21 protein-coding genes are annotated in these 24,498 nt (G+C 35.8%); 18 read left to right on the plus strand and 3 right to left on the minus strand.

Annotation, left to right across the window (positions count from 1 at the left end; translation table 11 throughout):
• The first annotated feature begins 9 nt into the window (after positions 1–9).
• From JCM15579_RS04340 to JCM15579_RS04355, 4 genes are read left to right on the plus strand one after another with little or no spacing between them, the layout of a single operon-like run.
• Positions 10–408, plus strand: coding sequence for a (2Fe-2S) ferredoxin domain-containing protein (locus tag JCM15579_RS04340; protein ID WP_054716235.1), 399 nt, complete (start codon positions 10–12; stop codon positions 406–408).
• Positions 409–425: 17 nt separating this feature from the next.
• A complete protein-coding gene (gene nuoF / locus JCM15579_RS04345) occupies positions 426–2,219 on the plus strand; it encodes an NADH-quinone oxidoreductase subunit NuoF (protein WP_054716238.1) in 1,794 nt (597 codons plus the stop codon).
• A gap of 22 nt (positions 2,220–2,241) precedes the next feature.
• Positions 2,242–4,005, plus strand: a complete 1,764-nt coding sequence (locus tag JCM15579_RS04350; protein ID WP_305067096.1) for an NADH-dependent [FeFe] hydrogenase, group A6 — start codon at positions 2,242–2,244, stop codon at positions 4,003–4,005.
• Between the two features lie 55 nt (positions 4,006–4,060).
• Positions 4,061–4,540, plus strand: a complete 480-nt coding sequence (locus tag JCM15579_RS04355; protein WP_054716241.1) for an NADH-quinone oxidoreductase subunit NuoE family protein — start codon at positions 4,061–4,063, stop codon at positions 4,538–4,540.
• Positions 4,541–4,837: 297 nt separating this feature from the next.
• On the opposite strand, the gene JCM15579_RS04360 is transcribed toward JCM15579_RS04355, so the two are convergent.
• Entirely contained in the window at positions 4,838–5,854 is a 1,017-nt protein-coding gene (locus tag JCM15579_RS04360; protein WP_054716245.1) for a Kelch repeat-containing protein, read from the minus strand.
• A gap of 277 nt (positions 5,855–6,131) precedes the next feature.
• Here JCM15579_RS04360 and JCM15579_RS04365 point away from each other — a divergent pair, with 277 nt between their 5' ends.
• The 4 genes from JCM15579_RS04365 to JCM15579_RS04380 all read left to right on the plus strand — a co-directional run bounded on the left by JCM15579_RS04365 (position 6,132) and on the right by JCM15579_RS04380 (position 10,895).
• The gene (locus JCM15579_RS04365) at positions 6,132–7,610 is read left to right on the plus strand and encodes a DUF4270 family protein (protein WP_172677357.1); all 1,479 of its coding nucleotides are present in this window, start codon (positions 6,132–6,134) and stop codon (positions 7,608–7,610) included.
• A gap of 47 nt (positions 7,611–7,657) precedes the next feature.
• Positions 7,658–8,908, plus strand: coding sequence for a BamG family beta-barrel-assembly machinery protein (gene bamG / locus JCM15579_RS04370; protein WP_054716251.1), 1,251 nt, complete (start codon positions 7,658–7,660; stop codon positions 8,906–8,908).
• Positions 8,909–9,117: 209 nt separating this feature from the next.
• On the plus strand, positions 9,118–10,545 hold the full coding sequence (gene hydG / locus JCM15579_RS04375; RefSeq protein WP_245625823.1) for a [FeFe] hydrogenase H-cluster radical SAM maturase HydG: 1,428 nt from the start codon (positions 9,118–9,120) through the stop codon (positions 10,543–10,545).
• Between the two features lie 86 nt (positions 10,546–10,631).
• Positions 10,632–10,895, plus strand: coding sequence for a hypothetical protein (locus tag JCM15579_RS04380; RefSeq protein ID WP_054716257.1), 264 nt, complete (start codon positions 10,632–10,634; stop codon positions 10,893–10,895).
• 37 nt (positions 10,896–10,932) lie between these two features.
• On the opposite strand, the gene JCM15579_RS04385 is transcribed toward JCM15579_RS04380, so the two are convergent.
• Together JCM15579_RS04385 and hydE are read right to left on the minus strand one after the other, a co-directional pair.
• A complete protein-coding gene (locus tag JCM15579_RS04385) occupies positions 10,933–14,730 on the minus strand; it encodes a sensor histidine kinase (protein ID WP_083464523.1) in 3,798 nt (1,265 codons plus the stop codon).
• A 112-nt stretch (positions 14,731–14,842) separates the two neighbouring features.
• Complete coding sequence (gene hydE / locus JCM15579_RS04390) at positions 14,843–15,934, minus strand: [FeFe] hydrogenase H-cluster radical SAM maturase HydE (RefSeq protein ID WP_054716262.1); 1,092 nt, start codon at positions 15,932–15,934, stop codon at positions 14,843–14,845.
• 272 nt (positions 15,935–16,206) lie between these two features.
• Here hydE and JCM15579_RS21310 point away from each other — a divergent pair, with 272 nt between their 5' ends.
• The 10 genes from JCM15579_RS21310 to JCM15579_RS04430 all read left to right on the plus strand — a co-directional run bounded on the left by JCM15579_RS21310 (position 16,207) and on the right by JCM15579_RS04430 (position 24,353).
• Positions 16,207–17,427 (plus strand): acetate--CoA ligase family protein, encoded by a 1,221-nt coding sequence (locus tag JCM15579_RS21310; protein ID WP_245625824.1) that lies wholly within the window; start codon positions 16,207–16,209, stop codon positions 17,425–17,427.
• 31 nt (positions 17,428–17,458) lie between these two features.
• Positions 17,459–18,268 carry an acetate--CoA ligase family protein gene (locus JCM15579_RS21315; protein ID WP_245625825.1) on the plus strand — a complete coding sequence of 270 codons (810 nt, stop codon included), beginning with the start codon at positions 17,459–17,461 and terminating at the stop codon, positions 18,266–18,268.
• A 68-nt stretch (positions 18,269–18,336) separates the two neighbouring features.
• On the plus strand, positions 18,337–18,486 hold the full coding sequence (locus JCM15579_RS20160; protein ID WP_157471332.1) for a hypothetical protein: 150 nt from the start codon (positions 18,337–18,339) through the stop codon (positions 18,484–18,486).
• Between the two features lie 58 nt (positions 18,487–18,544).
• Positions 18,545–19,237, plus strand: coding sequence for a hypothetical protein (locus JCM15579_RS04400; protein WP_054716264.1), 693 nt, complete (start codon positions 18,545–18,547; stop codon positions 19,235–19,237).
• Between the two features lie 51 nt (positions 19,238–19,288).
• The gene (locus tag JCM15579_RS04405; protein WP_054716267.1) at positions 19,289–19,810 is read left to right on the plus strand and encodes a flavodoxin; all 522 of its coding nucleotides are present in this window, start codon (positions 19,289–19,291) and stop codon (positions 19,808–19,810) included.
• A gap of 289 nt (positions 19,811–20,099) precedes the next feature.
• Positions 20,100–21,431 (plus strand): aminotransferase class I/II-fold pyridoxal phosphate-dependent enzyme, encoded by a 1,332-nt coding sequence (locus tag JCM15579_RS04410; protein ID WP_054716270.1) that lies wholly within the window; start codon positions 20,100–20,102, stop codon positions 21,429–21,431.
• Between the two features lie 193 nt (positions 21,432–21,624).
• Entirely contained in the window at positions 21,625–21,852 is a 228-nt protein-coding gene (locus tag JCM15579_RS04415; RefSeq protein WP_054716272.1) for a 4Fe-4S dicluster domain-containing protein, read from the plus strand.
• A 52-nt stretch (positions 21,853–21,904) separates the two neighbouring features.
• Positions 21,905–22,990 (plus strand): 3-methyl-2-oxobutanoate dehydrogenase subunit VorB, encoded by a 1,086-nt coding sequence (locus tag JCM15579_RS04420; RefSeq protein WP_054716275.1) that lies wholly within the window; start codon positions 21,905–21,907, stop codon positions 22,988–22,990.
• A 3-nt stretch (positions 22,991–22,993) separates the two neighbouring features.
• Positions 22,994–23,767, plus strand: coding sequence for a thiamine pyrophosphate-dependent enzyme (locus tag JCM15579_RS04425; RefSeq protein ID WP_054716278.1), 774 nt, complete (start codon positions 22,994–22,996; stop codon positions 23,765–23,767).
• 34 nt (positions 23,768–23,801) lie between these two features.
• Entirely contained in the window at positions 23,802–24,353 is a 552-nt protein-coding gene (locus JCM15579_RS04430) for a 2-oxoacid:ferredoxin oxidoreductase subunit gamma family protein (protein ID WP_054716281.1), read from the plus strand.
• The last annotated feature ends 145 nt before the right edge of the window (positions 24,354–24,498 follow it).

Below are 24,498 nucleotides of genomic sequence, written 5' to 3' on the forward strand. Positions count from 1 at the left end.
TTTGAGATTATGGCAAAAGTTAAATCCCTTGCAGATCTGAAGAAGATAAAAGAAGAGCTGCATGCAAAGATGGATCTTAGGGAGAAGAGCAACGATCCAGACGCTCAGGTGCAAATTAAAGTTGGTATGGCAACTTGCGGAATTGCATCAGGAGCAAAAGAGGTAATGGAGTTTCTAATTGAAGCTACTGCCAAAAGAGGTATTAATTCTATTGTTACTCAAACAGGTTGTATGGGATACTGTTATGCAGAACCAACAATTGAAGTAACAATGCCAGGTAAAGAGCCTGTTGTTTTTGGAGATGTTGATCTTAAGAAAGCTGATGAAGTGATTGAGAAATACATCAAACAAGGTGAATTGGTAGATGGCATTATTCCTGTTAACTACAAAACTATTGACAACAACTAACAAAAGAAAACGCAATTATGGAAAAGTATAAAATGCATATTCTTATTTGTGGAGGTACAGGATGTCGTGCATCTGCAAGTGAGGCTATTCAAAATAATCTACAGGATGCTCTAAAAGCTAAAGGGCTTGAAGAAGAGGTTCAGGTAGTAATGACAGGTTGCTTTGGATTTTGTGAAAAAGGACCTATCGTAAAAATTCTTCCTGACAATACCTTCTATATCGAAGTGAAGCCTGAAGATGCTGAAGAAATTATAGAGGAGCATATCATCAAAGGTCGTAAAGTAATGCGTTTGCTTTACACAGACCCAGAGAAAAAAGAGGTGGTAAGTGATTCAAAGCATATGGGATTTTATAAGAAGCAGATTCGTATTGCACTTCGTAACTGTGGTTTTATTAATCCTGAAAATATCAATGAATATATTGCTACTGATGGATACGCAGCTCTTGGAAAATGTTTGACCGAGATGACTCCTCAGGCGGTAATTGATGAAATTAAAGAATCTGGTCTTCGTGGACGAGGAGGTGGAGGATTCCCAACTGGTTTGAAGTGGGAATTTGCTTCTAAGAACGAGGCTGATCAGAAATATGTGGTTTGTAATGCTGATGAGGGAGACCCAGGAGCATTTATGGACCGTTCCATTTTGGAAGGTGATCCTCACTCAGTACTTGAAGCTATGGCAATTTGTGGTTATACAATGGGTGCTGATAAAGGATTAATTTATATCCGTGCTGAGTATCCACTTGCTATCGAGCGTTTGAAAGTTGCAATTAAGCAGGCTCGTGAATATGGTCTTTTGGGTAAGGATATCATGGGATCAGGTTTCAACTTTGACGTTGAAATGCGTTACGGAGCAGGAGCTTTTGTGTGTGGTGAGGAAACTGCTTTGATTCACTCTATGGAAGGCCTTCGTGGTGAGCCAACTGTAAAGCCTCCATTCCCAGCTGAATCTGGTTACAACGGCAAACCAACCAACGTAAATAATGTTGAAACATTTGCGAATGTTCCTGTTATCATTAACAAAGGAGCAAAATGGTTTAAGAAAATTGGTACTGAAAAATCTACAGGTACTAAAGTATTTGCTTTGGCCGGTAAGATCAATAACGTAGGTTTGATAGAGGTTCCAATGGGTACTACTCTTCGTGAAGTAATTTACGAAATTGGTGGTGGTATCAAGGATGGTAAGAAATTTAAGGCAGTTCAAACTGGTGGTCCATCAGGTGGTTGTTTAACTGAGAAACATTTGGATACTCCAATCGATTTTGATAACCTTCTTGCTGTTGGTTCTATGATGGGATCAGGTGGTATGATCGTAATGGACGAAGATGACTGTATGGTTTCTGTTGCGAAATTCTACCTTGATTTTACTGTAGAAGAATCATGTGGTAAATGTACTCCATGTCGTGTAGGTAACAAGCGCTTGTATGAATTATTGGATAAGATTACTGAAGGAAAAGGTACTAAGGAAGATCTTGACTTGTTGAGAAACCTAAGTACAGTAATTAAAGATACTTCTCTTTGTGGTTTAGGACAGACTTCACCAAACCCTGTTCTTTCTACAATTGAAAACTTCTATGATGAGTATATTGCTCACGTTGAGGAACACAAATGTCCATCTGGTCAGTGTAAGGCATTGATGCAATATGTGATTGATCCTGAACTTTGTGTTGGATGTACTCTTTGTGCTCGCAACTGTCCGGTTGATTGTATTGCCGGAGATCGTAAGGAAGCTCACATTATCGATACGGCTAAGTGTATCAAGTGTGGTGCTTGTATGGAGAAATGTAAGTTTAATGCGATTAGCATTCAGTAAGGAGGATCTTAAAATGGAAAAAATGATCAAATTAACCATTGATAATAAACAAATAGAAGTACCCCAGGGAACTACTATTTATGAAGCAGCAAAGCAGTTAGGAATCGAAATCCCAACGCTTTGTTATATGCACTTGGGAGATATGGGCATTGAACACAAGCCTGGCGGATGTCGAATTTGTGTTGTTGAGGTAGAAGGACGTCGTAACTTGGCACCTTCTTGTAACTCAAAATGTGAGGAAGGAATGGTTATTCATACTCACAACATGAGAGTGTTAAATGCTCGTAAAACTGTAATGGAGTTGATGCTTTCTGATCACCCATTTGATTGTTTGGTTTGTGCAAAATCAGGGAACTGTGATTTACAAACTATGGCACATCAGTTTGGTGTTCGCGAGTTGCACTACAAAGGTGAGCAATCAACTTATAAGGTAGATTACTCTCCATCTATTATCCGTGATATGGATAAATGTATCATGTGTCGTCGTTGTGAAACCATGTGTAATGACGTACAAACTGTAGGTGCTCTTTCTGCTGTAAACAGAGGTTTTGAGTCTGTTGTAGCTCCAGCATTCGAAATGGATTTGGAGAAATCAACTTGTACTTATTGTGGTCAGTGTGTAGCTGTATGTCCTACTGGTGCATTAACTGAAAAAGATCATACCAACCAGTTGATTAGAGATCTTGCCGATCCTAAGAAAACTGTTGTTGTACAAACTGCTCCAGCGGTTCGTGCTGCTTTAGGTGAAGAATTCGGAATGGAAGCTGGTACTTTGGTAACAGGTAAAATGGTTTCAGCTCTTCGTCAATTAGGTTTTGATAAAGTATTCGATACTGATTTTGCTGCCGACCTTACAATTATGGAGGAAGGTACTGAGTTGCTAGAGCGTTTGCAGAAGCATTTGGATGGTGATAAGGATGTGAAACTTCCTATCCTGACTTCTTGTTGTCCAGGTTGGGTGAATTTCTTCGAGCACCATTTCCCAGAAATGAAGGATATTCCTTCTACAGCTCGTTCTCCTCAACAAATGTTTGGTCCTATTGCCAAGAACTATTTGGCAAAACAAATGGGAATCAATCGTGAGGACATGATCGTGGTTTCTATCATGCCTTGTTTGGCTAAAAAATACGAGTGTCAGCGCGATGAATTCAAGGTTGACGGAGATCCTGATGTAAACTATTCAATCTCTACTCGTGAGTTGGCTAACTTGATTAAGCAGGCTAATATGGATCTTAGCATTATGCCTGATGAAGATTTCGATAACCCTCTTGGCGAGTCTACTGGTGCTGGTGTTATCTTTGGTGCTACAGGTGGTGTAATCGAAGCTGCTGCTCGCACTGCTTACGAGGTATACACAGGTAAAACTCTTGAGAAAGTTGATTTCGAAGCTTTACGTGGTATGGATGGTATTCGCAGTGCTACTGTAGATTTCGATGGTCTTCCAATTAATATTGGTATTGCTCATGGTCTAGGTAATGCTCGTAAACTTCTTGAAGACATCCGTGATGGTAAATCAGAATATCATGCAATCGAAATTATGGCTTGTCCAGGTGGTTGTATTGGTGGTGGTGGTCAGCCATTGCACCATGGCGATTCTTCAATCTTGAAGAAACGTGCTGCTGCTCTTTATCGCGAAGATGAAGGTAAGGCAATCCGTAAATCGCACGAGAACCCATACATTATTAAATTGTATGAAGAGTTCTTGGGTAAGCCATGTAGTGAATTATCTCATAAATTGTTACATACTCATTATTTCGATAAGAGTAACGAAATCGAGATTGAATAAATTATTTTGAACCATCTGGATTTTTGAAATCCAATTAATATAAGGAGTTTATATTATGGCAAAAATTAAATTAGCAAAATCCAAAGTGGATAAGCTTGTGGAGATTTGCAAATCATTTAATAATGAAGGAAGCGAATTGATCAATGTGCTTCATAAGGCTCAAGAGACATTTGGTTACCTGCCTGCAGAAGTTCAGGAAATCATTGCTCGTGAATTAAACGTTTCTGTTGCTCACGTTTATGGTGTTGTAACGTTCTACTCATTCTTTTCAATGGTACCAAAGGGTGAATTCCCAATTTCTATCTGTATGGGAACTGCCTGCTATGTTAGAGGTGCTGAGAAAGTATTGGAAGAGTTCAAGCGTCAACTTAACGTTCCTGTTGGAGAGACTACTGAGGATGGTAAATTCTCAATAAGCTGTCTGCGTTGTGTAGGAGCTTGTGGTTTGGCTCCAGTTGTTACCATTGGAGAGCGCGTTTATGGACGTGTTGCAGCTGGTGATGTAGCGGATATCATTAAAGAGTATCAATCGTAAATAAGTAAATTGATATATTTTAAAACCTCCGACATTGTGTCGGAGGTTTTTTTGTTAACATTTATTAACAATTAAAAGTTAAAACTTGTTAAATAAATGACAAACTAATTTAAATATGTTAGATGTTTCTTTTGTTGTTGTTGTTTTAAACAGTTAAAAGTTTATTAGTCTTTGGATAATAAAACTTTGTAGTAGCAACTGTTAGTAACAGTTTGGCAGTCTCAAATTTCGTTAAATTTAGTCATAAAAAAAGCCGTTTCAGATTTGAAACGGCTTTTGAGATTATAAGATTAATTTCTAGTTATCCTTATCGTCTTCATCCATTGTTGGGTTAAATTCCCAAGTGTCATCAAAGTAAGCACCAGAACCAGAAACAGTACCAGTAGTTACAAAACCTCTGTTGTTTAAGCTAAATGCAACAGCATTTTCTCTTGATGCAACTTCAGGGCTTTCAAGTGACGTTTTTTCATCCCAACGATCATTTACAGGATTATACTCCCAAACTTCTCTTGATAAACCAGTATTTCTACCTGTTGCTATATAACCTTTACCATTGATTACAAATGAAACAGCTCCCGAACGCTGTACGCCCTCCCAATTGTTATCGTCATCAAGGTCTTCTTTTCTAGTCCAACCATTAAATGTGTTGCTAACTTTTGATGGATCGTATTCCCATACATATTTCATGCTATTTTCTCCTGAAACAATGTAGGCTTTATTATCGATTACAAATGCAGTAGCGTTTCTGGATTTTTCTCCATCATATGCAATTTTAGTCCAGCTTCCATCGTATTTGTAGAAGTCTTTCAAATTTGTGCGGTCTTCACCTTCCTGAAATCCGTAACCAGTACCAACATATCCAACGCCATTAATTGAAAAAGCAATTGCACCTTGTCTTGCAGATGGTCCTCCGGTCATGTCAATTGCAGTAGAATTCCATGTGTCTGTTGAAGGATCAAACTCGTAGAAATCACCTAATCTTTCATCATCATCATTTACTCCTAATCCAACATATACTTTTCCATTAGCTTCGAAAGCTACAGCTTCTCTTCTTCCTGTACCAGGAAAATCATTTTGAACTTTGCTCCAACCATCTTGAAGGCTGTACTTGTAAAATGTCTTTAATGCGTCTTTTCCATCATAACCTGTACCAACGTAAGCGTAATCACCAATTACAAAGCTTACAGCACCGCTTCTAGCACGTCCTTCAAATGAAGAACTTTTAATCCAGTTACCTACTAAATCATTATCGCTACCACAACTGGTAAAAAACAGAGATAATGCAAATAATACTATTAATAGTCGTTGTTTCATTTGTTATGATTTTATCAATTAATTTTTAATTTCTTACTAGTGTTTAAAACATCTTAAATTATGTAGACGACAAATATAAAATAAAAATCCATAAGTTCATTTTTAGACAGTAAAAATAAGCGGTATTTAACAAATTTTACCAATTAAAGAATAAATTCGATAGTCTCAATATTTTATTTATATTTGTGCGTTATCCAAAAATATGACAAAGGTTTATAGTTAATCATAAATTATATTGACTCCTTAAGTTATATGATTAGTATTTTAAATTATGAGAATGAGAACAAACCATGTACTTTTATTGCTGTTAACACTAAGTTTTCTTATTAGTTGTAACTCAAACAACTTTGAAGAGCATCAGATAGGGGATAATCTTATTGATGAAACCTCAGAAGTTGTTCTTATCGATACGCTTACAATAAAGACCTCGACTGTAATCTTGGATTCTTTGATTACTTCAGGATTTAAAAATGCTATACTTGGTAGTTATAAGGATGAATTTCTTGGAGATGTTAAAACTGAGTACTATGGAGTACTAGATTATAATAATGGATTCTCAAAACCAACAAAAGAGGTTGATAAGGTAACTGTGAAAGTGCCTATAGAGTTTGATTCTTTGGTTTTTATGGCATATCCAAATAAAGAATACTTTGGAGATACATTGCAGGTACAAAGATTACTAATCAACCGATTAACAGAGGAATTAGAATTGCCGGATAATGAAGATTTCTTTTATAGTCATACCAAATTTAATTATGCTGAAACACCTCTTTTAGATTCGGAGTTTTTTCTAAAGCCAGTCAAGCAATCTAAATATGATCAAGTGATTGATTCTCATGGAAAGGTTAATGAGGGAACTAATGGTGTAATTGACTACTATGGAAAGTATTATGGGGATGGAATCTATATAAAAATGGATAGTGAAGAAGCAATTTCCTTAGGTAAAGAAATTGTGGAATTGGTAAATGCAGAAAGCGATACAGTAACAGAGGTAAATCAGTGGCATAGATTTATCAAAGGTATTGTTATTCGTCCAGGAGATAATAATACTGTTATGTGGCAAGCTCCAATTGGTGAGAATAAGTTAAGACTAAGGCTATATTATCATGAAACTGATTATGCAGATGCTGGTAAACAAAAATATCATGATTTCCCTGTTGTGCAAGGTGGACCGAACGAGCGATTAAGTTTTGTAAATTATTCTTCTGATCGTTCAAGTACGCCACAACAATTAGATCGTTTAATTGAACAAGAGAATGAATTGAATTCTGATCAAACGGATAACCTAACATTTATTCAGGGTGGTATAGGTTTGTATACTAAAATTAAAATTCCTTACATTGAAAACCTAAAAACCCTAGGATTGACAGGCGGAATTTTAAGTGCAGAATTGCAAGTATACCCTAGGGATGAAAGTTATGATGAAGAATTGTTTCCTTTGCCTAAAAACAATTTGATTCTATATAATACGATGGCAGATAATAAATTTAGGTCGGTACTGCCTGGTCCAAACAATACGGCTTTAAGTTTTGCCTTTGTGAGGAATCCTCAAAATAAGGATGAATCTTATTTTGTGACAGATTTGACTTCTTATGTGAATAATATTCTTGTAAATGGTCAAGAATATGAAGATGCTATTTTGATTGGTTTTCAGAGGGAAGCAGTCGGTAATACTTATGATCGTTTAATTATAGAAGATGAACCAAATTCGGATTTTAGAATTAGACTGAAAGTTACTTACGTTATTCAGCGATAATTGAGAGAGTTAATAAAAATATTTACAAAATATATATAGCTAGATTAATGAAAAGCTTAAAATCTGTTGGTAAAATCTGCTTTTTGACAGTAATTGGATTAATATATATGTCCTCTGATTTGTCGGCACAAAACAATACAAGTTCCCCATATTCCTATTATGGCTATGGAGAATTAATGACTCAAGATATTATTAACTCAACTGGTATGGCAAGTTTGTCATATAGTGATGGTAGTGTTCTAAATATAAATAATCCGGCAGCACTTTCTCAGTTGGATAGCTTGAAATTTATTTTTCAATTTGGAATGACAGCTAAATTTAGCAAGCTAAACCAAGGGAATGATGACGATACGTTTAATGATTTGAACTTTTCGAAATTGGCTTTTGGTTTTAGAGCTGCACCTGGTTATGGTATTGCAGTCTCATTAACTCCCTATACAAGTTTAGGATATGATATAACCAGTAGAGAACTTGTAGAAGGGGGAACGAATTATTTTACCCGATCTTTAAAAGGTACAGGAGGACTGAACCAATTAGTACTATCCAATGGTTTTAAGATTACAGATAACTTATCTTTAGGTGTAAATGGAATTTATATTTTTGGGAACAATACCAGAGATGAGTCAATTATTCCTCAGGGAGGTAGTAGTGCGAGTTATATGAATACTACAAAATTAATTTCAACAGGATTAAATTTTAATGTGGGTGCGCAATATCAATTTAACTTCGTTGATAATGCAGTAGTGTTAGGAGTGAAGTATCAACCCCAAATTGGCGTTGGAGCGAAGCGAAAGATAGAGGTATTGAATATGGGGGTGATAAAATACAATGATACTGATCGTGGAAGATATGATGTTCCTGAGATTTATGGTGTATCCTTAGGTGTGAAAAAAGGAAAGCAACTATGGGTTGGAGCTGATTATTTGTTAGAAAAATGGAGTGAGACTAAAAAATTTGAGAAAGAGAATCAGTTGGTTGATCGTAGTAAGTTTTCACTTGCAACCATATATAATGCAAATGATGGTTATGCAACGAAGTTTTTTAAGAAGTTGACATACCGTTTTGGAGCATTTTATGATACTGGCTATATGATGGTGCGAGATGAACGAATCAAAACAAAAGGATTTAGCTTTGGAGTAGGTATGCCATTGTCAAGAGGAAAAGGAATGATTAATATGTCATTTGAATTTGGGCAGATGGGCTTAACATCCAATAATTTGGTAAGAGAAGATTTTGGGCGAATTAATTTAGAATTGAACTTGTTCGAAAATTGGTTTATTAAGAGAAAATATCATTAATAATCTATTTGATATAAAATTGAAACCCTTGGGAGAGCCCAAGGGTTTTTTTGTGTTTGAGTTTTAAATAGAAAATTTGGACCTCAAACTCCAATTTGTAATCATTTCAAAATAATAATGATTAATTTTGTGCTGAAAACTAACAAAATACTATTAAACTTGATCGTTATTAATGATTGAGTTGAAGATATACAGCGAATAACATGAAAATGATCTACAAACCTCAAGAGTATCGGATTAAGGATGAAAGGATGAAACCTTTTATTGATGAATCTGAAATTTGGGAAATGCTTGATGAAGCTGACGCATCAAAGGACAATATTCGTCGAATTATTAAAAAATCTCTTGATAAGAATCGACTGAGTTTACAAGAGACTGCGGCTCTTTTGAAAACAGAGGACCCTGTATTAATTGAGGAGATTAAAGAAGGAGCTCGTACATTAAAAGAAAAAGTGTATGGTGATAGAATTGTAATTTTTGCTCCTTTATACATTGGGAATAAGTGTACAAATAATTGTACATATTGTGGATTTAGAGCCTCTAATAAAAAGCAGAAAAGAACAACTCTTGCTCATGATCAGATCATTAGTGATGTAAAGGCTTTGGAGGATAATGGTCAGAAACGGTTGATATTGGTGTATGGTGAACACCCGATGTATGATGCTGACTTTATTGCCGATTCGGTAAGAACTGTTTATAAGGTGAAATCTGGTAATGGTGAAATTCGCCGTGTGAATATTAATGCTGCTCCTCTGGATATTGAAGGATACAAAAAGATAAAAGAGGCAGGAATTGGAACATATCAGATATTCCAGGAGACATACCATAGAGAGGCTTATTCGCGATATCATATTAGTGGGAAGAAAGCTGATTATGATTGGCGACTAACTGGCCTGGATCGTGCACAAGAAGCTTTAATTGATGATGTGGGCATTGGAGCCTTATTTGGATTATATGATTGGAAATTTGACGTAATGGGCTTGGTTCGTCATGTAAATCATTTTGAGGCTTGTTACAATGTTGGACCACACACTATATCTTTTCCAAGAATTAAGGCAGCCTCAGATTCTACGATTGATCCAAAATTCGAAGTAAGCGATGAAGATTTTATTCGTTTGGTTGCAATCTTAAGATTGGCAGTTCCATATACAGGATTAATCTTAACGGCTCGTGAAACTCAAGAAATACGTGAAGAGGTAATTAAACTTGGCGTTTCACAAATTGATGCAGGAACCAATATCCAGTTGGGAGGGTATAGCGAAGAATCGAGAGAAGAACAAAAATTGGATCATGAACAATTCGAGATTGGTGATACCAGAAGCCTTGGAGAAGTAATCGATGAACTTTTAGACAAGCAGTACTTGCCTTCTTTCTGTACGGCTTGTTATCGAAAAGGAAGAACAGGAGAGCATTTTATGGAATTTTCTGTGCCTGGATTCATAAAGAGATATTGTACCCAAAATGCAATTCTTACCCTTGCAGAATATCTTGAAGATTACGGAACTCCGGAAATGAAAGAAAAAGGATATAAATTAATCGAGCTAAAGAAAAAAGAGCTACAAGATACTCAAAAAGTTGAGCAGCTCGAAGAGCGTTTAGAACTTGTTAAGAAGGGGGAGCGCGACCTTTATTTCTAATTTGTGTGTTGGATTTTGAATTTATAAACTAGAGCTTTTTTTGTAACTTGATAAGGCCCTATACTCTAATTCAAAATTCTTTGACGATGATTGGATCAACAATTCGAATTTTTGGGATTCTTATCCGTGATAAGGATAAAGAAAATGGCTGTGTTCAAGAAATTCTGGCTCGATACGTCAATTCAATAAAAACCAGGTTAGGTATTTATGAAGTTGAGCATGTAGAAAATTACCCTTATGGACTGATTTTAATTCAGGTGATTGGCTCAGAAAAAGATATGGATCGGTTCGAAAAAGAAATTTACGCAATTGAAGGGGTTGAAATTCAACATATGTTTTTTAAGCCTTAATCTAAAAGAATGTCCGACATGTGTCGGACATTTTCTTTTAGATCGCTTTTTCAAGATCAATATAAAAGTTGGCTCCTTTTCCAAGTTCGCTTTCACACCAAACTCTACCTTTCATGGCTTCTACGTATTTCTTTACAATGGACAAGCCAAGTCCGGTTGACTTTTCACCTCCGGTAGGTTTTGAACTTAATATTTGAAATTTCCCGAATAACTTCCCTTGATCTTCTACTGAAATACCTGGGCCTTCATCGCTAACCAATGTTCGGATTTTATCCCCTTCTTCCCAAATTTTAATGTGAATGTTCTTGTTTTTTGGAGAAAATTTAATCGCATTGGAAACCAAATTTTCATATACCTGTGTCATGTAATTTGGATCTACCATAGCATAGGTATCATAAACATCAAGCTTAAGATTTAACTGTTTTTGTTGTAAATGATCTTTAAAATGCAAATTCACCATTTCGATCAACTTTTTTAAGTTGGTTTTTTCCAGCTGTATGTTGATAGAATTCGACTCGATTACACCTATATCAAGAATTTTTGAAATCATTTGATTCATCCTCTGTAGAGCTTTTAGCATGAATGATACATTCTCAAGATCTTCAGAATTGTTCTCCGAAATCATTTTGTTCTTTAAATATTCTGTAATTGATATTGTTGAAGTCAGTGGATTCTTTAAATCATGAGCAATAATCCCTATTAGATGATTTTTTTCATGATTTAATTCTGTTAGTTCCGAATTTTTAATCTGTATTTCTTCTTTTTGCTTCTTAATGTCTTTATTGGCCCTTTGTAATATTTTACTTTGAGCTTCAATCTTTCGGTACGATTGAGCATTCTCCACAGCTATGCTTGCATACACGGCTATGTTTTGCAATAGCGATAGATGATAGTTTTGATAAGCATTTTTCTTGAAGCTTTGCACTGTGATTACTCCTGTTGTTTTGTTTTTAACTTTTAGCGGAAGGTAAATAACAGATTTTGGAGTTTCGGATTTTTCAACAGGAATAATTTTAGTGATGTATTTGTGATATTCTTTCTGTAAATCTTTAATAAATACATCTTTTTGTTCTTTGTAACAGTAAATTGCCAACCTGGTATCATCCTCGAGAGCGAATTCCACTGAGTCAAGGTTTGCTCCATCTTCTTTAATTCTTGGGAACACCAAACTATTGCTCTCTTTTTGATAGATGCCAATACCAAAAATAGCTGCATCCATTAGTTCATTTACCGATTCATATACTGTATCTATGATACTTTCAACGGATAAATTGGCGGTAATCACTTTGCCAATATCATTCAAATGTATCAGATTTATATATGATTTCTGGAGGTTGTGAGCCTGTTCGCTTATTTCATCTTTTTGCTCAGCCAAAATTTTGTTTTGAGCTTCAATTTCGAATTTTTGTTCACGAACTTCCTTGGTTTTTTCAGTTACCAGTTTCTCTAATTCAATTCTTTTTAGCTGGATACTTCTTATGCGAGCTCTCATTAATAGATAAACAACAAGTGCGATTAGTATGATTTCAAGGCTTATTGCCCACCATGTTTTATACCATGGAGGCCTAATTTTAAAATCATATTCATATGAATTCGGAGTCCAAATGCCATCACTGTTTGATGCTTTAATTTTAAAAGTATATTCTCCTGGTGGAATTCTTGAGTAGATTGCTTCACTTTTGTCACTTACTGGAGACCATTCTTGATCTAGTCCTTCCAATTTCCATTTGTATTTTACTTTCTCGGGTGCTTTATAGCTTAATGCTTCAAATTTAAAGGTGAGGTGATGCATATCATGAGTGAGATTAAGATCCTGTGGTAATGGGAACCAAGGATTGACACCACACATGCATTTGCTGTACTTCTCGTCTCTCCAGTTTACTTTTCGGAAAAATAGTTTAATGTCGGTCAATTGAATGATGGGGGGATTGGGATTGACAACATCTTTTGTTGGACTAAACATCATAGCACCGTTAATTGTTCCAAACCATAAGTTGCCCTTTTTGTCGATGTAATTGCACGAACCATTGTTTTCCACTCCAACAAAACCGTCAAATTTGTTGTAGTTTCGAATGGTTTTAATTTCACCTTTTTCGTCGTAATTAATTCGATCAACACCATTTTGTGCTCCAACCCAAATTGTGCCATCTTGATCTGTTAAAATTGAGTATGCGATGTCTGAGCTTAATCCATTGTCAGTAGTAATATATTTCCACTTTTTTCCATCCCAGATATTGATTCCTCCACTAAATGTAGCTGCCCAAATGTTTCCATTTTGATCTTCGGTTACTTGCATTACCCATTTGTAATTTAGGCCATTGGTTTCATCAAAGTTGATTACAGTATCTCTATCAAACATGCTCAATCCCTGGAAGTGAGAGAACCATGCACGATTTTTTGAGTCTACATAAACATTTGTGATTTGATTGGTTTTTAACCCATGACTTTGCGTGGTAATTTGAGTTCTATTGCCGGCTTTGTCGTAATGTATCACTCCAAACCCCTGGGTAGTAAACCACATTTCTCCATCCTTTTCAAGAATATCTATAATTCCAGTTCCTGCAGGTAAATTATAGCGTTGTGATACATCTCGAAATCTTGTGCCATTAAATTCAATTAAACCATTGAATCCTGCCATTAAAATATTTCCATTTGGCAGTTCGTAAAAATCACGAATATTTATAAGTCCTGGGTGATCGGCAGGAGTGTAGGCTTTTCGTTCGTTTTTTTTGTATTGAACAATTCCTTTGCCAGATATGCTAAACCAGTAATTGTTTTTGGAATCCTGCATGATTGCTCGAACGATATTACCCCCAATATCATTGGTAAAATCAATGGATAGGAACTTATTATTGCCATACTTAATTAATCCATTGCCACTAGTTGTCATCCATATGTTACCTTCCCGGTCTTCAACAATGTTGTTGATAAATGGATTGATCAGGCCACGACTGGCATCTATTATTTTGCCGTATTTTTCATCTATAACCAAAACTCCGGTTCCAAAAACGCTAATCCATAAACGATTATCGGAGTCGAGAGTAACTGAACCGATATTTTGGATCGGAGTGCTAATTGGCAAATCAATTTTTATAGGTTTGCTATCCACCATTTTATAGAATACAAATCCCTGGTTTGGAATGAAATTTGAAAACCACAATTGATTGTTTTCATCGACTAAAGCAGGAGCAACAATTTGCCCTTCAAATTCAGGAAGATCGTTAAGTGGCGATTTGGCGAGAGTTTCATCCTTAAATTCAAATAAGCCATCTATGGTAATAATGTAGATTGTTCCATCATTATCCATAAGCAGGTTTCTCACTTGATTTCTGTTTATTACATTTTTGTGCTCTTCAATGAAATCTTTAAATTGACCCTTTTCGCGGTAAATGATTTGTCGATTATTCTGATCATTTCCCAAGGTCCATATTCGTCCTCTCTTGTCTTCAAAAATATTAAAATAAATAGCATTGGGTACATTATCCTCTGTGCCAAAGTTTTTAAACGATACGCCGTTAAAACTGCTGATGCCAATACTTGTTCCAATCCATAAGTTATCTTTTGAATCCTGATGCAGAGCTCTAATGTTATTGTCAGCTAAACCATGGCGGCGATCGTAGGAAATAAACTCTTTGCCATTGAAGCGGGAAATGCCGCCACCATTGGTTCCAAGCCATAAATTTCCTTTTCTATCCTGTATTAAACTAAAAACTTCCGACTGAGGTAATCCTTCCTCAAGGGAATAGTTTTGGAAGCTATACTGTTGCGCTTTGGAATGATGATTGGGGAGTAAAATCAAACAAAGAACCATACAAAACACCACAAAATATCTCATAATACTCCTTTAAATGTAACTAAATATGCTAATGCTATTTAAGGTACAATTTTTTTAAAGGAATTGAAAGTGTTTATATGGCTGAATGGCTTAGTTTTTTGTTATTTGCCTTTTAAGAATTTTTCCTTCTTTTTGCATAGTGTCTTGAATCTCCCCACTCTCCATATCCAATCTCTCCATCTGCCATATTTATTCTTGCTTCCATGCAGTTTGTACAATCATCAGCACCTTCGTCAATACAAGGTTTGTTCTGATAAAGCAGATAGTTTGCTCTTTCGTTTGTTGGGGTAATATTTGGCATGATGATGTTGGCGCCAATCTTTAGGGCTTTTTCACGTCCCAACGGATCAATAGCCTGCAGAGCTGTTGCCGATGCAATGTTAATGTCCTTCATTAAAATGCGCAAAACGGCAATCATTTTAAGGGTTAACCTGAACCTATCATTCAAACTCATCAGTTGATCACGATATTCGTATAAGGGAGTTTCATCATGCTCAATGAAGGGGCCCATGCCTACCATGTCAATGTCAAACTCTTTCATGAACAGCAAGTCATTGGCCAAATCTTCATAAGTCTGAAATGGAATGCCAATCATTACACCTGTTCCGGTTTGGTAACCAATATCCTGTAAATCTTTCAGGCATTTTAACCTTGTTTCGTGAGCATGGTTTTCATTTTTTGGATGAATTTTTTCATACAATTCACGATTGCTCGATTCAATTCTTAGTAAGTATCGGTGAGCTCCTGCATTGAACCAACGCTGGTAAGTTTCTTTGCTTTGTTCACCCAAAGAAATGGTAATGCCAAGCTCATTGTTACTAAGTTTTTTAATCTCCTTTAGCAGATTTTCTATTCTATCGACAAATGCTTTATTCGATCTTTCCCCTGATTGAAGTACTACAGAGCCATAGTTATTATCGTAGGCAAATTTTGCGGCTTTTAAAATTTCTTCGTCAGCAATGTCGTAACGGTTAACATTTTTGTTGCCCGCCCGAATGCCGCAGTATAAACAATCCTTCTTGCAAATATTCGAGAATTCAACCAAACCTCTGAAATGAACATTTTTCCCAATGTAATTAAGCTTTATTTCAGATGATTTGGCAAACAATGCTTTTTCATCTTCTTCAGTGGATTTTAATAATTGGATTATATTTTCTTTTGTTAAAGAATCTTGCTCTAGGATTTGTTGAATACTTTTTGACATCTGATTTTGTATCTGTATTTTCTCGGACAAAAATACTTATAAAATTCTAGCTTTTTGTACCCATGGATACAATTTGGAATAAAATACTCTTAAATCTTAAAATGATACAATTCGAAAACGTTTGAGTAAAAACAAGATAGCTTAGCCTCTAAATAACAATATCAATAAGCAAAAAAATGAATTTTACTTACGGATTGTTTGATAAATCAGCTTAATAGGAGCAGATTATTACTATATTTGTCGCAAAATCGCAAAATTATAAACAACAAAAAATGATAAACGAACAATTACTTAACCCCCAAAGTATAGTTGTAGTTGGTGGTTCCGACGATGTGCAAAAGCCAGGTGGAAAGGTTTTAAAAAACCTTATCGATGGAGATTTCAAAGGCGAGCTTTATGTAGCAAATCCAAAATTGGATGAAGTACAAGGAATTAAATCATTTAAAGATCCTAAGGATTTGCCAAATGTAGATCTTGCAATTTTGGCAATCGCAGCTAAATTTTGCCCTTCTACCATTAAATTTTTAGCAGAAGAAAGAAATACTCGTGCATTCATAATTCTATCTGCTGGTTTTAGCGAAGAAAATGAAGAAGGTGCTAAACTTGAACAAGAAATTGTTAATACAGTAAATTCAGTTGGTGGTTCATTAATTGGTCCTAACTGTGTTGGTGTATTAAACTCTAACTATAACGGTGTTTTCACTACTCCAATTCCAAGTCTAGATCCTAAAGGATGTGATTTTATTTCAGGATCGGGTGCTACTGCAGTATTTATTATGGAATCTGGTGTTCCGAAAGGATTGTCATTCTCTAGTGTTTATTCGGTAGGTAACTCAGCACAAATGGGTGTTGAAGAAATTTTGAAATACTTAGATGAAAGCTTCGATCCGGAAACTAGTTCGAAAGTTAAGCTTTTGTATATTGAAAATATTGATAAACCTGAAATGTTATTGAAGCACGCTTCATCTTTGATTCGTAAAGGATGTAAGATTGCAGCTATAAAATCAGGTAGTTCAGAAGCTGGTAGCCGTGCAGCTTCATCTCACACTGGTGCTTTGGCTAGCTCTGATGTTGCTGTTGATGCATTGTTCAAGAAAGCTGGTATCGTTCGTTGTAGTGGTCGTGAAGAGTTGGCAACTGTTGCATCAATTTTTATGCATCCAGAGTTGCAAGGCAAGAATGTTGCTGTAATTACCCACGCTGGTGGTCCTGCAGTAATGTTGACAGATTCACTTTCAAACAATGGTTTGGACGTTCCTCACATCGAAGGTCCTAAGGCTGATGCTTTATTAGAGAAATTGTACGCTGGTTCTTCCGTTTCAAATCCAATCGACTTTTTGGCAACAGGAACAGCTCAGCAATTGGGTGATATCATCGATGCTTGTGAAAATGATTTTGATAACATCGATGCAATGGCTGTAATTTTCGGTAGCCCTGGATTGTTCCCAGTTTATGATGTATACGATCTGCTTCATGAGAAGATGAAAGAGTGATAAAAAGCCGATCTATCCAATTCTTCCATCCGTGATTAATGTGAAGGATGAGATTGAACATTTCTTAGCTAAAGGTAGAATCAACTTTCCTGATGAGGTAGTATTTGGTAACGCATTGGCGAAAGTGTACAATACACCAAAACCACAGCCAGAAGAAATTGCAATGCCAGATGTTGATGTAGCTGGAATTCGCAAAATTGTTGACGAGGCTGATAACGGATATTTAAGTCCTGAGCAAATTCACAATTTGTTAGACGCTGCAGGGATTGCACGAGCTAAGGAAGGTGTTGCTGATACTGAAGAAGAAATCGTTGCTTTGGCTAAGAAAATAGGCTTCCCATTGGTAATGAAAGTTGTTGGGCCAGTTCACAAATCAGATGTGGGTGGTGTTACCTTGAATGTGAAAGATGAGGAAACTGTTCGTTCTGAGTTCAAGAGAATGATGCAGATTAAAGATACTTATGCTGTGATGTTGGCTCAGATGCTTAGCGGAACTGAGGTATTCATCGGTGCGAAGCGTGAAGAAAAATTTGGTCACATGGTATTGTGTGGTTTAGGAGGTATCTTTATCGAGGTATTAAAAGATGTAAAAGCATCTCTTGCTCCGATTTCAACTGAGGAAGCTCACGAAATGATTCAAGGATTAAATTCATATGGAATCATTAAAGGTGTAAGAGGTCAGGAACCAGTGAATGAAGATCGTTTTGCTGAGGCGGTAACTCGTGTAGCAGCATTAATGAAAGTTGCTCCTGAAATCTTCGAAATGGACTTGAACCCACTATTGGGTAACAAAGATGCGGTAACAGCTGTTGATGCTCGTATCAGAATAGAAAAAGAATAATTGACACAGATTATGGATGTTAGTGATGAGATTTATTATTACTAACATCTTATCTAAAAATAGTTGCGATGAGAAAGTGGAAAGATCTGAATAAGAATGAGAAAATGTTAATCAGCTTTGTAATTATCCTTTTAATAGGGATAGCTATAAAATGGAAAGAAGTGAAGACAGGATTCTTTAAAGGTCTTGAAAATTATACAGAGCAATCAGAAAAATAAATACAATAGCATGGGAGAGTTCTCATGCTATTTGTGTTCAATAAATAAATAATAGACAATGAAAAAACAGGATGTTATTTTTTGGCTGGGATTCGTATTGTTGTTCTTGCCATTTTTTGTATCTCAAACTGTTTTCGATTTTTATATCGATTTTAACAAAGAACATGGTATGGTGACCAGCTTTATCAAGTTTGCAATTTTGGCAACCATTGGTGAAGTAATTGGATTAAGAATTCGTACAGGAAATTATTATCAAAAAGGATTTGGTGTGATTCCTCGTGCTATTGTATGGGGATTCTTAGGATTAACCATTAAGCTTGCATTTGTAATTTTTGCTACGGGTACACCAATTTTCTTATCATATCTTGGAGTTGAAGGAGCTGTTGAGGCCATGAAACAACCATTCTCAGCGAATAAATTATTGGTAGCATTTTGTATTAGTGCATTCATGAACCTGATTTATGCACCAATAATGATGACACTGCATAAAATTACCGATACTCATATTGTTAACAATGGTGGAACGGTAGCAGGATTGTTACGTCCGATCAAATTTTCAAACATTTTTGTGAATTTGAATTGGGATGTTCAATGGAACTTCGTGTTCAAAAAGACAATCCCATTTTTCTGGATTCCAGCTCATACCATAACCTTTTTGTTGCCCCCAGATTTTCAAGTTTTATTTGCAGCGGTATTAGGTATAGTTTTGGGCGTATTGCTTGCTATTGCAAGTTTGAAAAGTGCTAAATAGTTTTAACTTTGTAGAAGAAACAAGAAACACACTAACAAATAATATTGTCCTATGAGTAAAATTGGATTGTTTTACGGACCTGAAGGCGGAAATGTAGATAAGGTCGCTAAAATTGTAGCTGAAAAGATAACTACTAAAAAAGTTGAAGTTCATTTGGTTAAAGAAACTGATGCTGAAAAATTGGCGGAGTATTCAAATATCATCATGGGAATTTCAACTCTTGGAAAACACACTTGGTCATCTGATAATTCTGGAAATGATTGGGATAATTTTTTACCAAAGCTGAATGGTTTAGATCTGAAAGGTAAAAAAATTGCTCTTTTCGGTTTAGGAGATCATATTGCTTATGCTGATTTCTTTGTGGATTCAATGGGAGATTTAGCTGAGGCAATCAAACCTACAGGAGCCGAAATAATTGGTCAAGTTAGTGACGAAGGCTACGAGTTTAATGAATCAAGAGCATTTGTTGATGGTAAGTTTGTTGGCCTGCCGTTGGATGAAGATTTCGAATCAGACCTTACTGAAGAAAGAGTACAGAAATGGTTAGACGTTATTCTTCCTGAGTTTGAATAATATTCTAGTAGAGTAAAAAATATTAGAGGCTGACGGTATTCCGATCAGCCTCTTTTAATTTATAAGGTAATGAACCCTTAATGTGACGAATTGAAACATTTAAAACGATTTCTTTGTTTAGATTGCAATCAAATAAGAGTTTGATGTTTTAATTTGTTATTAAAATTCGTAAAATTGCATGGAATTAATAAGGTGAGTAATAGTAGATACTTAAAAATTGAAAGATATTAAGTTGAAAAAGCTAAAAATACTTGCCAGCTATTGACCTTAACCACAAAAACAAAGTGAGATGAAAAACACCCCCATAAATAAAGAAGTCGTTGATAAACAGTTAGCGTATTGCGGAATCAATAATATGGCTGAGGCAACAATACGTGATGTCGTTCGTGTTGTAAATTTAATTCAGGAGGAAAGTGGTGAGAAGTTCATTAGAATGGAGATGGGAGTTCCTGGCTTAAAACCTGCTAAAGTAGGTATAGAGGCAGAGAAAAAAGCTTTAGAAGAAGGAGCGGCTTCAGCATATCCAATGTTAGAAGGTGTTAAAGCTTTAAAAGAGGAAGGTTCTCGCTTTGTGAAGAATTTCATGAACATCGATATCAAATCGGATGGTATTGTTCCAACTGTAGGTTCAATGCAGGGAGGATATGCAACTTTCATGGCAATTGGAAATTGTGACCCTAAAAAAGATACAATATTGTTTATCGATCCGGGTTTTCCTGTGCAGAAAACACAGCTGGAGGTTATGGGACAGAAATACGAATCGTTCGATGTATACAATTATAGAGGAGAAAAACTAAGAGAAAAATTAGAAGAATTCCTTTCAAAAGGCAATATCGCTGGAATGATTTATTCAAATCCAAACAATCCGGCATGGATTTGCTTTAACGAAGAAGAACTTAAAATTATTGGCGAACTAGCTAATAAATATGATACGATCGTGATGGAAGACTTGGCATATTTTGCTATGGATTTCCGTTCGGATCTCGGTAAACCGGGTGTAGCTCCTTATCAGCCAAGTGTTGCAAATTATACAGACAACTATGTGTTGATGATTTCGAGTTCAAAAGCATTTAGTTATGCTGGTCAGCGAATTGGTTTACTTTGTATTTCAGACAAATTGTATAATCGCAAGTTTGAAAATCTTAAGAAAAGATTTGGTGGAACTGGTGAGTTTGGATATACAATCATCTATAGAATTATTTATACACTTTCTTCAGGAACAGCGCATTCTGCACAATATGCTTTATGTGCGATGTTGAAAGCTGCAAACGAAGGAAGTTTTGATTTTATCAATGATGTGAAAGAGTATGGTGAAAGAGCTCAAATCATGAAAAAAATGTTTCTTGAAAATGGTTTTGAGTTGGTTTATGATACTGATGTAAATGTTCCATTGGCTGATGGATTCTATTTTACGGTTTCATATCCGGGAATGACAGGTGCTGAGTTGAACAAAGAATTATTGTATTATGGAATTTCAGCAATTTGTTTGAACGAAACAGGTAGTTTAAAAGAAGGACTAAGAGCATGTGTTTCTCAAATTTCTCGTGATCAATTCAAAGATCTTGAGTTCAGATTAAAAGAGTTTGAAAAGCATCATCAATTGGAAAGTAAGTTAAGCTAAAGAAAAAGATATAATGTTTTAATCCTTAATGGATTATATTATTTAGACTGATTGTAAATTCTAGTGTTTAGGTGTAAGGAGTTGAAATTCAGTCGATTTAATGGGATGATAAATTGAAAGTGAAAACTTAAGTATTGCTTTTAATTTGTTACCTTTAGAGTGTAAAAACATTTAATTTTTAATTATAAATGCTATGGCAAAATTTAAAGGTGCTATTGTAGTTGATACCGAAAAATGTAAAGGATGTGGACTTTGTGTAGTGTCTTGTCCAACAGCGGTTATCGAACTGGCAAGAGGAGTAAATGGTAAAGGTTATCATTATGCTCATATGGCCAATCCAGATGCTTGTATTGGTTGTTCAAGCTGTGGCTTGGTTTGTCCTGATACTGTAATTACGGTTTACAGAGCCAAGGCTAGCTAGTACAATAAGTACTTATTACTAAAATCTGAAAAATTCATAAAAAATATTCGTAATGGGAGACGTTCGTTTAATGAAAGGAAATGAGGTAATTGCAGAAGCAGCAATTCGCTGTGGTTGCGATGGATATTTCGGATATCCAATTACTCCTCAATCCGAAATTATGGAGACCCTAATGATCCGCAAGCCAGCAGAAGAAACTGGTATGGTGGTTCTACAAGCTGAGAGTGAGGTTGCTGCTATTAACATGGTTTATGGTGGAGCTTCTTGCGGTAAGAAAGTAATGACTTCTTCATCTAGTCCAGGGATTAGTTTGAAAGCAGAAGGTATTACTTATTTGGCAGGTGCTGAACTTCCTGCATTAATTGTAAATATTGTACGAGGAGGCCCAGGTTTGGGAACTATTCAACCTGCTCAGTCGGATTATTTCCAGGCGGTAAAAGGTGGTGGTCATGGTGATTATAAATTGATCGTTTTGGCTCCAGCTTCAGTTCAGGAAATGAACGATTTTGTTGACTTAGGGTTTGAGCTTTCATTTAAATACTTAAATCCAGCAATGATTCTATCTGATGGTGTTATCGGTCAGATGATGGAAAAGGTAGAATTGTCTGATTACAAACCACGTTGGACAGATGAAGAAATCGAAAAGATTTCAGGATCATGGGCAACTAATGGTAAGAAAGCTGGTAGCGAACGTAATATTTCAACTTCTTTGGATTTGGATTCTGCAAAGCAAGAAGTGTTCAATCACAAACTTCAAGCTAAATACAGAGCAATGGAAGAAAACGATGTTCGTTTCGAAAAAATTGCCTGTGACGATGCGGAATACTTATTCGTAGCTTATGGTTCAAGTGCAAGAATTTGCCAAAAATCAATTGAGCTAGCAAGAGAAAAAGGTATTAAAGTTGGTTTGTTACGTCCAATAACTCTATTCCCTTATCCAACAAAACAAATTCAGGAAATGTTGGGACAGGTTAAGGGTATCCTATCTGTAGAAATGAGTGCTGGTCAAATGGTTGAAGATGTTAGACTAGCAGTTGAAGGTAAAGTTCCAGTAGAACACTTCGGACGCTATGGTGGAATTATTCCAACACCAGAAGAGGTTGTGGAAGCATTGGAAGAAAAAATTTTAGGAAAATAAGTTATGACAGCAACAACTGAAATCAATAATATTATTAGTGAAGAGAACTTGGTTTACAAGAAAACCGATGTTCTTCTAGATAACGAAATGCACTATTGCCCAGGTTGTACACATGGTGTAATTCATAAGGTAATTGCTGAGGTTATCGAGGAAATGGATATTCAGGATAAGACAATTGGTGTTTCGCCAGTAGGTTGTTCTGTATTAGCCTATAATTATATAGATATTGACTGGCAACAAGCAGCTCATGGACGTGCTCCTGCATTAGCTACAGCTACATCTCGTTTAATGCCAGATAAATATGTTTTTACTTATCAAGGTGATGGTGACTTGGCATCTATTGGATGTGGTGAAATTATTCACGCTTGTAACCGTGGAGAAAACATAGTAGTTGTATTCGTAAACAATGCAATTTACGGTATGACTGGTGGTCAAATGGCTCCAACTACTTTGGAGAATCAGGTAACTGCAACTTCTCCTTACGGACGTGATTGTACTTCTACTGGTTACCCAATGAAAATGAGTGAAATGGTTAGCTTGTTACCGGGTACACGCTTTGTGACTCGTCAATCAGCAGAAACTGCAGGTGCAGTAAGAAAGTTGAAGAAAGCTATCCGTAAAGGATTTGAGAATACTAGAGAGAAGAAAGGTCTTTCTTTCATCGAAATTGTTGGAACTTGTTCTTCAGGTTGGAAATTGTCTCCAACTCAATCAAATGAATGGATGAAAGAAAATATGTTCCCTTATTATCCATTGGGTACATTAAAAGATGAATAGAACTCCATTTTAAATCAATAAAAACTGTAAAAAAATGACAGAAGAAATTATCATTGCAGGATTTGGTGGTCAAGGTGTACTTTCAATGGGTAAAATTTTAGCTTACTCAGGTATTATGCAAGATCAGGAAGTTTCGTGGATGCCATCATATGGTCCTGAGATGCGTGGAGGTACTGCTAACGTAACAGTAATTTTAAGTGATGACAGAATTAGTTCACCTGTTTTGAAGAAGTTTGATACAGCTATCATTCTTAATCAACAGTCGATGGATAAATTCGAAAATGATGTTAAACCAGGAGGAACATTATTGTATGATCCAAATGGTATCACTCGTCATCCTGAAAGAAAAGATATTAACATTTTTAAGATTCCTGGAGCTGCTTTGGCTGCTGAGATGGGGAATCCTAAAACTTTTAACATGATTATATTAGGAGGTTTCTTAAATGTGAAGCCTATTGTTAAAATTGAAAATGTTAAGAAAGGTTTGGAGAAATCTTTACCAGAACGTCACCACAAATTGATTCCTCTAAATATTGAAGCAATTCAAAAAGGAATCGATAGTGTTGAAAATGTTCAAGTGCTGTAATCAAAACAGACATAACATACATTTCATAAGTTTAGAGGAGTTCATTAGAGCTCCTCTTTTTACATTAAATTATTAACAAATTTTAACTGTTTTGTTCAGTTAAATAGGTTTAACAGTTTAATACATCGTTTTATCGAGTTAAAAC

Source organism: Marinifilum fragile JCM 15579, from assembly GCF_001310955.1.
Lineage (GTDB): Bacteria > Bacteroidota > Bacteroidia > Bacteroidales > Marinifilaceae > Marinifilum > Marinifilum fragile.